This window comes from Chroococcidiopsis sp. CCNUC1, assembly GCF_023546805.1.
Lineage (GTDB): Bacteria > Cyanobacteriota > Cyanobacteriia > Cyanobacteriales > Chroococcidiopsidaceae > Chroococcidiopsis > Chroococcidiopsis thermalis.
This window is the reverse complement of sequence record NZ_CP097480.1, coordinates 4,267,285-4,279,665: the sequence shown is the minus strand read 5'-3', so window position 1 is coordinate 4,279,665 and position 12,381 is coordinate 4,267,285. Positions and strand designations below refer to the sequence as shown.

At 41.9% G+C, this 12,381-nt stretch carries 9 protein-coding genes; 3 read left to right on the top strand and 6 right to left on the bottom strand.

Annotated elements, in window-relative coordinates:
- Window positions 1-38: 38 nt before the first annotated feature.
- The 6 genes from cysE to M5J74_RS19710 form a co-directional block, all read right to left on the bottom strand.
- Window positions 39-701 carry a serine O-acetyltransferase gene (gene cysE, locus M5J74_RS19735; protein WP_371934060.1) on the bottom strand — a complete coding sequence of 221 codons (663 nt, stop codon included), beginning with the start codon at window positions 699-701 and terminating at the stop codon, window positions 39-41.
- A 14-nt stretch (window positions 702-715) separates the two neighbouring features.
- A complete protein-coding gene (acpS, locus tag M5J74_RS19730) occupies window positions 716-1,201 on the bottom strand; it encodes a holo-ACP synthase (RefSeq protein WP_250012884.1) in 486 nt (161 codons plus the stop codon).
- A 20-nt stretch (window positions 1,202-1,221) separates the two neighbouring features.
- Window positions 1,222-2,544 carry a salicylate synthase gene (locus tag M5J74_RS19725; RefSeq protein WP_250012882.1) on the bottom strand — a complete coding sequence of 441 codons (1,323 nt, stop codon included), beginning with the start codon at window positions 2,542-2,544 and terminating at the stop codon, window positions 1,222-1,224.
- Between the two features lie 19 nt (window positions 2,545-2,563).
- Window positions 2,564-4,129: a benzoate-CoA ligase family protein gene (locus tag M5J74_RS19720; RefSeq protein ID WP_250012880.1), complete on the bottom strand. Its 1,566-nt coding sequence runs from the start codon at window positions 4,127-4,129 to the stop codon at window positions 2,564-2,566.
- A gap of 77 nt (window positions 4,130-4,206) precedes the next feature.
- On the bottom strand, window positions 4,207-4,620 hold the full coding sequence (locus tag M5J74_RS19715; protein WP_015155640.1) for a holo-ACP synthase: 414 nt from the start codon (window positions 4,618-4,620) through the stop codon (window positions 4,207-4,209).
- Window positions 4,621-4,655: 35 nt separating this feature from the next.
- On the bottom strand, window positions 4,656-4,910 hold the full coding sequence (locus tag M5J74_RS19710) for an acyl carrier protein (protein WP_015155639.1): 255 nt from the start codon (window positions 4,908-4,910) through the stop codon (window positions 4,656-4,658).
- A gap of 2,089 nt (window positions 4,911-6,999) precedes the next feature.
- Between M5J74_RS19710 and M5J74_RS19705 the strand changes: the two genes are divergently transcribed.
- The 3 genes from M5J74_RS19705 (at window position 7,000) to M5J74_RS19695 (ending at window position 12,376) form a co-directional block, all read left to right on the top strand.
- Entirely contained in the window at window positions 7,000-9,576 is a 2,577-nt protein-coding gene (locus M5J74_RS19705) for a TonB-dependent receptor domain-containing protein (RefSeq protein WP_250012878.1), read from the top strand.
- Window positions 9,577-9,681: 105 nt separating this feature from the next.
- A complete protein-coding gene (locus M5J74_RS19700) occupies window positions 9,682-10,488 on the top strand; it encodes a class I SAM-dependent methyltransferase (protein ID WP_250012869.1) in 807 nt (268 codons plus the stop codon).
- A gap of 100 nt (window positions 10,489-10,588) precedes the next feature.
- Window positions 10,589-12,376, top strand: a complete 1,788-nt coding sequence (locus tag M5J74_RS19695; RefSeq protein ID WP_250012868.1) for an ABC transporter ATP-binding protein — start codon at window positions 10,589-10,591, stop codon at window positions 12,374-12,376.
- Window positions 12,377-12,381: the final 5 nt, after the last annotated feature.

The following is a 12,381-nucleotide window of genomic DNA, read 5'->3' as shown; positions in this document are numbered from 1 at the left end:
AATGCATGGCGCGAACGTTGACTCTCAACAGTCAACCGCTAACCGTCTACTCTTCCAGTGCTATACGAGAGAGTTGGTACAGATCGAAGCTGTGTTTCCAGTACTTCTATGCGGGCGATTAAAGCTTGAATTTCCTCTAGCAGGACATCTGGAAGGCGATCGTGGGCAAGGGGTTCTAGCTTGACTCCAGCTTGGCAAACAATCCGACCAGGTACATCCACTACAGTACAACTATCAGGAATATTTTGCAATACCACCGAACCAGCTCCAATGCGGACATTGTTACCAATTTGGATGTTCCCCAACACTTTTGCACCAGCGCCAACAACAATGTTTTCTCCCAAAGTAGGGTGGCGTTTGCCACTCTCCTTACCAGTGCCGCCAAGAGTCACTCCTTGATAGATTAAGGCATAATCACCAACAATTGCTGTTTCCCCAATTACAACTCCCATACCGTGGTCGATAAATACTCCTTTGCCAATGACTGCGCTAGGGTGAATCTCAATTCCAGTCAAAAACCGAGCTATATGAGAGCAAAAGCGAGGGATAAACAGAATACCTTGCTGCTGAAGCCAATGAGCAATGCGATAGAATAATAAAGCCTGAAAACCAGGGTAGCAAAACAGTGTCTCTAACCAGTTATTGGCTGCTGGGTCGCGCTCAAAAATGACGCAAAAATCAACTGCTAATGCAGACAGAATCTCTGTGATTTGTCTCATGACACGCTAGTTTTAGGAGTAACGGGTTCTGAACCTGTACCAAGAGCGATCGCGCAAGCTGCGGCACAAGATGACACATGGCTGATGCTGATTAGCCACTTTCTAATCCCAAGCTTTGTCGCAATCTTTTGACAATTACCATACAAGACAACGGAAGGTTCACCTGTTGGCATTCGCTGCACCTCAATATCTAACCATGAAATACCCTGACTCCATCCTTGACCCAGAACTGTAAGAATCGCTTCCTTAGTTGCAAAACGACCTGTAAGGTACTGGATACGTTTAGCGTTAGATTCAATGACATTCAGCTCTGTAGGGGTGAATCGTTGAGTTTCAAATCTCGCTCCCAATCGTTCCATTAGCTTTGCAATCCGTCTGGTTTCTACAATTTTTAAGCTGTGACCGACGATGTACAAAGTTTCAAGCTCAGAGATGGGTAATTTTGACAGGATATTGTCATCTTCTAAATTCTCAGCTTTCATCCCGATCTCGTTCGCTTTGATTAAGAATGCAAAACAAGATTGGTCAACATGGTGTTCATTTTGTTAACGGACTCGATGTACTCTCTTTGAGGTACTGATTCCGCCACAATTCCAGCTCCAGCATTTAAATAGATACTGTTACCGTACTGGTAAACTGAGCGAATGGCGATCGCTAAATCTGCCGTATTATTGCTATCTACCCAACCAATACCTCCAGCATAGATACCTCTGGGTTCGTCTTCTAGGCGATCGATCCACTCTAAAGCTTGTGCTTTATCGATTCCAGAAACTGTAATTCCAGGAAATAAAACCTTCAAAGCATCCCACAAAGTATGCTCTGGCTTGAGACAACCGCCAACTTGAGATGATAAATGTTGTACGCATCGATACTTTTTCACCTCCATGAAATTAGAAATTTGTACGGTTTCAGGTAAACAAAGCGAAGCAATCTCTCTTTGTGCCAGCCAAATTGAGAGTGAATGCTCTTTGACTTCTTTTGCATCTCGCAGCAACTCATCATTTAGTTGTTTATCCTCTGCTAAACTCTTACCACGCGGTCGCGTTCCTGCTAATGGATTTGTTGTCACAAAACCATCTCGATTAACTTCCATCAGGATTTCAGGACTAAAGCCAACTGCTCGCACGTCTCCTAAGTTTAAACAGTACGATCGCACTGCATTATTGACTCTAGATCCAACAATATAAGTCCCAAGTACATCGAGATCGCCATCGATTTTCATGGAACGAGAAATAATCGCCTTTTGCAACTCGGTGCGTTGAATGGCTTGAGTAAGAGTGTCAACGTGCTGCTGATAAATTTCGCGATCGCCAAAGTTAGCTGCTAAAGATACTGGGACGTAATCGATTGGTTGATACTCGCTCGACAAAGCTTCTTGGACTAACTCTAAAGAACTAGTACTTTTAACATATATTCCTTCTTCCGTGCAACGAAGTTCTATTTCTGGAATTAGAAAATAAAGCAGTGCTTGCTCGATTGCTTTGGAGTAAGAAGAATAAAAACGAGCGATATCAAATGCTATGTAACCATATGCCGTCCAATTTTTAATTGGTAAGGACGCAAGTAGTTGCTTTACCTGTTGAAAAGGATCTTTAACTGGTTCGGAATAATGTTTTCCTAAACCTTCTATTGAAACAATCTCCTGACTGACCGATACTTTAGCTATCTCGTTACCAGCTATTCTGACTTCATTTTTTCCTTCATACATCACGTATTTGGAAAAAAGATTGGCTTTCAGGAGATTTTGTAAAACCTCAATGGGAGAACGTTTACCAGGTATGAATATTTCACAATATGCGATCGCAGTTTCTAATTCTGTTGCCATTCACTGTCTCCTTTTCGCTCTAATTTACACTTGCTTGCCCAGACAAGCTTAGGCTTTTCTTTAATAACTGACGATGAATTTTGCCAGTTGAAGTACGTGGCAATTCTTCCACAAAATGAATAGTTTTTGGAGCCTTGAAATGAGGTAAATTCTGTTTAGCAAATTTACGAATGCTCTGTTCTATTTCCGATTCAGGTGTTTGCCCTAGTTTGAGAGTGATATAAGCAACAACTTGAGTTAATTGTTCTCCATTATCGGACTCAGGAACTACTGCTACCTCAAAAATTTGAGAATGCTGATGTAAAACATCCTCAATTTCTAGCGGGGAAATCCACTGTCCATTGACTTTAAAAAGTTCGTCCTTACGCCCCATAAACCAGAAATATCCATCTGCATCGCGTAAATATTTATCTCCAGTTCGCATAGTACTGCCGTAAATCGCTTGTCGTGTCTGCTGCAATCGATTCCAATACCCCAACATCAAGCTCTCTCCACTGACTTGTAGATTGCCTATTTTTCCAGGAGGGCAAAGAGAACCATTTTCATCCACAATTTGAACATCATAACCAGCAACAGAGCGACCAGAACAACCAGGTTTACACTCCCCAATTCGATTGGAAAGAAAGATGTGCAAAAATTCAGTAGTGCCAATTCCCTCACAAATTTCGCGGTTATAAGTTGCCGACCATTTTTGCCAGATACTTTTAGGCAATTGCTCGGCAGCAGATACGCACAAACGCAAAGAAGAAACATCGAGGGGAGAAATTTCGTGTACGTTCAAAATGCCAGCATAAACGCTAGGAATGCCAAACAAAACTGTAGGTCGATAGGATTGCAGATCGGAGATAATATCAAAAATGCTGTTAGCATCAGATAAAACAGCAGCTGCTCCAACTGCCATTGGCATATATAAAGTATTTCCTAAACCATAAGCAAAAGGCATTTTAGCAACTGAGTACGCAATGTCATCTTTGTGTAAGCCAAGGATAGTTTTACCGTACTGTTCTGCACAAACCACCATACTCTGATGTGCGTGAACTACACCTTTTGGTTTACCCGTACTCCCAGAAGTGTAAAGCCAGAAAGCTGCTTCGTCTTTCGATGTTTCAGCACAAGATTGTAGTTTATCTTGTTCAGTAATTAGAGAAATAAACGATCGCTCTCCATTGACCAGCAGAACATCATGCAAGAATTGAGACTGGATGGGAGTTAATTTCTCTTGCCATTCTTTAGTAGTTAACAAGACCTTAGCGCGTGAGTCTTTCAAGATATAACGAATGTCGTCAACGGTACAACTAGTGTTAATTGGTACTGGCACTACCCCTAGCCAAATTGCACCCCAAAATGCGAAGATAAACTCCGGCATATCTGGTAATAAAATAGCAACGCGATTTTCTTGTTCCAGATTCAAATTAGAAAAGAATTGAGCCGCGCGCCGCACGTAGCTATTCAATTCAGTATAGGTGTATGCCTTGCCTTGGTAGTAAAAAGCTGTTCTTTTACTATATTCTTCTGCTAGATTTTTTTCTAAGAAATAAGCCGCTACATTAAATATTTCGGGTAATTGCTCTGTAATCTCGCTCATTTTATTTCTCATCCTCTACAATTTCTGCTAATTGCAAATTGTTGCTGCATTCTTCTAATTAAAGCTAATCGAGTTTGTTACTCACGACTCGCTTCTGAATAAGCAAGCACATGAACGAGTATGTGGTCATCCCAACACAACCACTGAGCTATCCATGTTTGTATACCTCGTTCGATCGCTTGCATTCTTGCCTTGCCATAAAGAGCGATCGCGATCTTGTTATGAGTAATATTTGCTTCAATTTCATTCCAATCAATTCCAACTAGTCCAGTACCTAGCGCCTTTCCTACAGCCTCTTTAGTCGCAAAGCAAATTGCATAAGACCGATCGCGATCGCAATTCGATTGGCAACGCTCTATTTCTGTAGGAGTGAACAACATTAGTAAAGTTTCGCGATCGTAGCGATCGATGAATTTGGCAATTCGGTGAATTGAGGCAATATCTATACCAAGTCCCACAACTCCATCTGTCAGTTCTGATTCTACGTACATTTTTCCCTTCTGTTTCTGCCTCTTGCCTTCTTGTACTAGCCAGATTCAGTACTAGCAGGCATTGCCGCTACGACCAGATGACAGACTTGAGCTAGCGTCATATCCTGCCGAGTCTCCAGCTTCACGCCGATTCCCAACTCCCGTTTCAGTCCTAGAGCAATTTCTACTGTCTCAGTGGAGTCAAGCTGTAAGTCTTTGCGTAACAATGTATTTTCATGCAGTGTCTCTTCTGGAATCCCTAAATCGGTAAGTATTGCTCTGAGAGTATCCATCACTTGATAGGTATCCATAGATCGCGACTCCTCAACAGTGCAATTTAATCTCTGACTCCCATATATCTGACTTGCGTTTAGAGGATGTTATTTCTGAGTAATGCAGGTAATAGTCTCGGTCAATCTTGCACCGATCTAATTTCACGCCACGATTATGTAATTCATGCCAACTTTGGAGGAGTTGCTGCTAATCGGACTCGTTTTTTCGCAGCGAGGCTAGCCAAACACCTTTTCCTGACGGTAAACATTTGCGAACCATTTCTATCAATACGGGATTGGCACAATAAAAGCACCTGCCTCCTCTTACGTCTAATTGAGTAGAGACTCATACCCGCTAGCTGTAGGTGTAACTTTGCTTCTTGTTATTTGGGCAGACATACGATTGTCAAGTCGTAGTGCTGCCTGTACGACTTATTATCAACTACAAGAAGTATTTCAAATATTTAGACAAATTGGTGCTATTAGCTGAAAATTGGAACGATAGAAAGTCTATGCGATTAGTCATGACAATACACCCTTGATGACAAACAATGGATAGACTGAACTAATCAAAAAGCGAATACTTCCAACTAAAATTACATCGAAAAGTGTTCTGTTTTCATTTCTAGTCCTTTTAGGCACTAGTCTTTTCAATCTATCGATCTCTAGTTCAACCTGACAGTCCAACCTCTTCAGCCCGAATAAATCTGCTGGCTCTGCTTCTAAATCTGTCTCAACTAAATTTGTTGAGAGCTATTTTCATTAACAGTAAACAGCCTAATACAGATTCTTGGCTGAAACAAGCAAAAAATATAAAGTTTTGTTTAAGACAAAGCTACTACTACTGAATAATCGGCACGGCTTATAAAGTGCGATCGCAGTCAGATTGGATGTGTCTTAATCGCTAAAGTTACTTAGGTTAGGACAGTTTGACAGATTTGTTGCGAATAGTATTCTGTAGTTGTAGCTAGCTAAATCGGTTTAAAATAATACATGTATATGCACAAACTTTTTTTGTGTCAAAGTGAATAGTATTACAACAAACAATCATTTTCCGATCGAGTATGCGTTAAAACTATTGAGTTCAAATTGCAATAAGTTTCAACAGAGCTATTGACTACTGTTACTGCTGACCAACCTGAAATAAACGTAATAAATAGAGAGTAGCTATCATTCTTGGCGATCGCCAACAGTTGAAACATTTATATTGAGGCAGAAATTGACAAAGCGATAATACTTGCGAACACTTCAACCTAACTAAAAATCTTTCTAGTTAAACGCCACTGCTTAAACCCATGAGACACCGATCGCTCTTCATATTCCAGCACCATTTTTGTTCATCTTGTGCGGGCGATCGTCACCACGTATGCTAATTTGACTTGTCATTGCAGATAGCCATTAATCCAACAAGAAGTCAGCAAAATAGTGCGATCGCTATCTTGCTTTCTTCGATTGCTTGCGAGTCAGCAATTAGAAGCAACGCAGTCAATTAACTGCTGTACTATCTCAAATTTATTGATAAAAAATTTCAATAATTTACTATAGAGTTTATCACAAAATCCTGATATCTTTCGACGCTCGATATGAAAAACCTCTTAAAATGTTCATCATAATAATTTTTATAGAAATATTATTAGCAGTTGAGATAATTAAGATAAATGGTTGAAATGTGATTGTTTCACAGCGTTTACTATATAGTTTACCTCCCCTTTTCCCAAGCTGCCTAGACCTAATCTAGTAGTATGAGAATGATTATCTTAATTTTTGTTGATAATATCGACAAATCTACTTGCATTTTATTCTCAAAAACCACAGAATATTTTTTTGATAAGCCGCGAGTCAAAACGAGCCGAGTCGGAATGCTACCAAGCACTTTGATTGGCGTGTAACCTAAGTGACAAAGAAGCGCGATCGCCGTCCAGTTAGCTTTTACTAACAAATCATGGCGTTCCTGCTGTGTAAGTTAAGAGCGAGCGTTTGTTGAGGATTGTAGAAAGAGTTGCTTACTGACAAGGTAGCTCTGTTTGATGAAGAGATTGGGTGTGAGGAGAAGAAATTGCAAATACATAGATTAATCATATGTTTTCTGTTCGCGGGATCGATACCTTGGCTCTTGATAACTCCCGTTATGGCTGGTTCAGAAGTAGAAGTAGTGAAAGGTACTGATACTAAACGAGTATCATCCGCTACATCATTTTTGAGCGATCGCAAATCGGAAAATTCCCATCAAACACTTAACACCAGAACAAACTCTCAAATTCCACGACTGAGCGATCTAAAACCTACCTTAACTAACGCTTCTTGGCTGACTCAACAGCCGTCCCCCAATGAAGCTGGTGCGTCAGAGGCGATCGAGGTTACAGGTGTGAGGTTAAAACCAACCGAACAAGGGTTAGAAGTCCTCTTAGAAACTGCTACTGGGCAACAGCTGCAAGCTACAACTACCAGCGAAAACAATAACTTAATTGCCGATATTCCTAACGCTCAACTGCGTCTGCCAGATGGTAAAACTTTTCGCCAAGACAAGCCAGCGAACGGAATTGATGCAGTTATTGTGACACAGCAAACAGAAAATAGTATTCGGGTGACAATTACGGGTACGGCAGAACTGCCACAGGCAGAGGTTAATCAAAGTGCACAAGGGTTGGTACTCAGCGTCACTGCTTCCCCAGAACTAGAAATCACAGTTACATCTGAAAAAATTGAACAAAACCTTCAGGATGTACCAGCTAGTATCACCGCAATAACAGGCGAAGAAGTTAGAGACTCTGGAGTTACATCAACACGGGATGTTGCCAAATTTACTCCCAACTTTAGTACCTTACGCAGCAATGGCGGTCGGACGAGGGCAACCTACAATATTCGCGGTCTGGGTAACACGAGCAGCATTAATAGTAGTGGCGGCTCTGCGGTTGGATTGTATGTAGATGGCGTGCCTTATTCCGACTGGTTCAGTTACGAGAGTGCCTTAAATGGTGATGACATCGAGCGCATTGAAGTACTGCGGGGTCCGCAAGGTTCTCTCTACGGTCAAAATACCCAAGGCGGTGTCATCAACGTCATTACGGAACCCCCTGGAGATGTTTTGGAATTAGGCACTTCTGCTACTATTGGCGATCCTGGTTTGTTTGACGGTCAAGTCACCCTAAAGGGACCATTTCAACCGGAAGAATCGAATTTATTTTTTAGTTTGTCCGGTTTATATGGGGAACAAGATGGTTTTGTCAGAAACACTTTCTTAGATCGGGATGTAGATACCCGTCAAAATTATAGCTTCCGAGGACTACTGCGTTGGTTTCCCCCCGAAGAAAACTGGGATGTGAGACTGAGCGCCAACTACGAGCAGTATAACGACGGTTCTTTATTTACAGTGCCGCTCGATGCGAGCGATCGCGATGAAATTCAAAATGATTTTGAAGGTGAAAATACAGTTTATACTAACAATCAAGCTTTGACAGTCACTCATAAAGGCAGTGACTTTGATTTCACTTCGATTACAGCTAGGCGACAGTGGAATAATCTTCCTGGTTCGGCTGATGGTGATTCCACGATTCAATCGATCGCCAGTGCTGGCGTAGATATTAAAACACTAAGTTGGAGTCAAGAGTTTCGCTTTCAATCTCCGGCAGATTCTCAACCCTGGCAGTGGGTAGTTGGTGCTTTTTTGGAAGATAAAGATACTGACATCAATCTCAAAACTACGTTTGGTGCTGACGCAGCGAGTATAGGCTTTCCCTTGCCACCAGGAGCAACGCAATCTTCTCCTAGTGATTTTCAAGATACAACTTATGCCCTTTTTTCTCAAGCGACATATCAAGCAACACCACAGTTAAGTTTTACAACTGGCATAAGATTTGAAACTCGCGACTTTAGTATCGATCGCCGTCAATTACTCAGCGTTGGGGGAGTCACCGCACCAACAGCTGACGATATTAATCTGGAAGACAATGAGAGCATAGTACTGCCCAGGTTTGTAATGGAATATAAATTCAATCCCGATTTATCGGTTTATGGAAGTGTCGCTCGTGGTTACAAAAACGGGGGTTTTAGTACGCTGCCAAGAACGCCTGAAGAAACTCAATTTGAAAGAGAAACGAGCTGGAGTTACGAAGCGGGATTGAAATCAGCCTGGTTTAATAACCGCCTCATTGCAAATTTAGCTGTATTTTACACGTCAGTTCAAGATTATCAGGTCATTGGTTTTATCCCGCCAAATGTATCGACAGTTGTTAATGCTAACGGGGTAGGTATTTGGGGTGCTGAACTGGAACTGAGAGCGCAGCCCTTGCAAGGACTGGATTTAATTGCTAGTTTTGGCTTTGTCGATGCTGAATTTACTGACTTTACTGACCCTGGAACAGGCGAAGATTATGAAGGTAATAAAGTTATCAGAACTCCCGAATATACCTTATTTTTGGCGGCTCAATACCGCAGTACTGGTGGATTTTTTAGCCGTCTGGAATTACAAGGATTTGGTACGTACTATTTTGAACCAAACAACAGGCGCAGACAAGATCCCTTTGCTCTAATTAATGCTCGAATTGGATATGAGTTCGATAATTTTGGTATCTATCTATTTGGGAATAATTTGTTTGATAAAGATTACTTTACCGAAGCATTTGATAGTTTTATCATTCCTGGGTTGGCTTTAGGTACAGTAGGAGATGGCAGAACTTTTGGCGTTCAGTTAAGGGGGAATTTCTAAACTGATATGTCTTTTAGATAGAAATGAGAAATTTTTCGGCAGCAGCGTCAGCGTTGCGTCAGCGTAGTTATTGCATTTCTCCAGAACTCACAAGAAAGTGTATTTATGTCGCAAATTACATTAGAATTATCAGGCGTACCGCGCACTATGCTAATGACTCTCCGAGGACGAGCAGACGAGCAGGCGCGATCGACTCCTCTGTTTCAAGACGAACTAGCTGTAAAGTGGCGCAAATCCCTACCTTGGGACGACCAGTTAGAGGCATTCTACAATCAGTTTGCTCAAATTGCTTGGGCTATAAGAGCTTACCAATTCGATTTAGTGGCAAATAAGCACGTTGCTAGCGTTCAAAGTCCCCTAGTTGTGGAATTAGGTGCGGGACTGTCCACCCGTTACCATCGAGTTAGACAAGAACAACTACACTGGATCGAGCTGGATTTGCCTGAAGTTACTAACTTGCGTCGGCAATTGGATATCGAGACAGACAGGCATCAGTTTATCAGTAGTTCGGTCATGGACTTTAGCTGGATGGATGCTTTACCTTCAAGGTCGCCTGAGAGTATTTTATTCATTGCTGAAGGTCTGCTGATGTATTTTGAAGCGAACCAAGTACAGCAGTTAGTTAACCAAATGCGTCAGCGATTTCCTGGTGCTACTCTGGTGATGGATGTAGTAGGTCAATTAACTAAGAAAACTGGAAATAAGCTGGCTCAATTAGGCGCACCGCTACAATGGTACGTTAAGGGAGAACAAGAGGTAGCCCAAATGGGACTATCGCTCGTCAACGTTTGGTCTTTATATCAATTGCATCCCGAACGCTGGTCTTTTTTGCTGCGATCGCTTTCTTGGATTCCATATATCCGCAATGGTTGTTTGATTTTAGAAACCAAGCTTGAACCATTCGAGCGATAGTTGGTTAACAAGTGAGTAAATAGTTAGCGAACGATATTTAATAGCTCGTAGTCGTTCGCTATTAACGATTAGTTATGACTCACCCCGCAACTTAAAGCGTATGACAAAGCCTATTTCCAAAACTCAGCCTACCATAATATCAAACTTGGTGAAACAGCGGCTAATGCCACTCAGTTTCTCTGTTAGTTTTGCCGCAATCGGTACGCTATTAGAGCTAGTACCGCTGATTCTAATTTACGCGATCGCGATTGAGTTACTCGCCCCACCAATCGACCCAAATTATGTTTGGAAATTGGCAGCAATTAGTGTTGTAGCAATTTTTGTCAAGTCATTGTGTGCTACTGCTGCAAAAGCGATCGCTCACAAAGCTGCCTACGAAATTGTTTATGACGTGCGGATTGCCCTTGCTAATAAACTCAATACTCTACCACTTGGCTATTTCAATCAGAAATCTTCTGGTAATTTGAAAAAAGTCATGGAAGAAGATGCAGAGAATATTGAAGAAGCTTTAGCCCACGTCATTCCCGATCTAGTATCGGCGATCGCGTTAGTTTTATTCACCGCTATATATCTATTTACTGTTGATTGGCGGATGACTTTGGCAACCATTGCGACTCTACCCATTGCTATTGCCGGTCAAATCTATACAAGTCAAGCAATTAAGCCACTTTACCAACCCTACCACGATGCCCTCGAACAGATGAATAGCACGATCGTCGAGTACGTGCGAGGGATGAAGGTGGTTAAAGCTTTCCAGCAAACGGCAACATCCTACGCAAAGTATCAAACAGCCGTCAACCGCTACCACGCAATCTATGAAGATTGGGTTTGGAAGTCATTACCTGGTCTTGCTACCTTTTTTATTTGCATCACGGCTAACATCGTCACTGTTGTACCAGTTGGAGTATGGCTTTACCTGCAAGGTAGCCTCGAACTATCGACGCTGATTTTATTCCTAGTACTTGGACTCAGCTTCAATGCCCCCTTGTCGAAGGTGATGACAATTGCCAGTGAGTTTTACTACATCAGTGAAGGTGTAAAGCGGATTAACGAAATCTTTAATGCAGAGTCACTGTCGCGATCGCAAGGTAACAGTTACCCAACTAATTGTACTATCGAATTTCGAGATGTTACCTTTAGCTACAACGAAACACGGGTACTCAATGGAGTTAGCTTTACCGTACCACAAGGGGCGATCGCCGCTTTTGTTGGAGCTTCTGGAGCAGGTAAAACGACCGTAGCGAGACTGATCCCTCGTTTTTGGGATGTGGACGGTGGAGAAATTCGGATTGGCGGAGTTGATATTAGGGAGATGTCCGTCGAAACCCTAATGTCGCAGGTTGCGTTTGTATTTCAGGACGTATTTTTGTTTAACGATACTATTTTAGAGAACATTCGCTTTGGTAATCCTACTGCTAGCGAAGCTGAAGTCATCCAAGCAGCTAAACTAGCGCGGATACACGAGTTTGTGGAGACTCTACCGCAAGGTTATCAAACTATAGTAGGCGATCGCGGTGCTAAACTCAGTGGCGGACAGCAGCAGCGAATTTCTATTGCTAGAGCGATTTTGAAGCAGGCTCCGATTATTATTCTCGACGAAGCGACAGCCTTTATCGATCCAGAGAATGAAGCTCAAATTCAGGATGCGATTAGTACTTTGATTGAAGACAAAACCTTGATTGTCATTGCCCACAGATTATCAACCATCACCGCAGCAGATCGGATCTTCGTGATGGATAAAGGCACAATTGTTGCTGAGGGAAAACACGAAGAACTTTTGAAAACAAGCGATTTGTATGACAGGATGTGGCATTTTCATATGCAAGCTTGTAAAAGTCAAAAGTCAAAAGTTAAAGGTCAAAAATTGACAGTAAGATCTCATAACTAAAGCTA

Coding starts and splice junctions, on each gene's coding strand:
- acpS (WP_250012884.1), bottom strand. CDS start 1,201: ATGAAAGCTGAGAATTTAGAAGATGACAATATCCTGTCAAAATTACCC.
- M5J74_RS19725 (WP_250012882.1), bottom strand. CDS start 2,544: ATGGCAACAGAATTAGAAACTGCGATCGCATATTGTGAAATATTCATA.
- M5J74_RS19720 (WP_250012880.1), bottom strand. CDS start 4,129: ATGAGCGAGATTACAGAGCAATTACCCGAAATATTTAATGTAGCGGCT.
- M5J74_RS19715 (WP_015155640.1), bottom strand. CDS start 4,620: ATGTACGTAGAATCAGAACTGACAGATGGAGTTGTGGGACTTGGTATA.
- M5J74_RS19710 (WP_015155639.1), bottom strand. CDS start 4,910: ATGGATACCTATCAAGTGATGGATACTCTCAGAGCAATACTTACCGAT.
- M5J74_RS19705 (WP_250012878.1), top strand. CDS start 7,000: ATGGCTGGTTCAGAAGTAGAAGTAGTGAAAGGTACTGATACTAAACGA.
- M5J74_RS19700 (WP_250012869.1), top strand. CDS start 9,682: ATGTCGCAAATTACATTAGAATTATCAGGCGTACCGCGCACTATGCTA.
- M5J74_RS19695 (WP_250012868.1), top strand. CDS start 10,589: ATGACAAAGCCTATTTCCAAAACTCAGCCTACCATAATATCAAACTTG.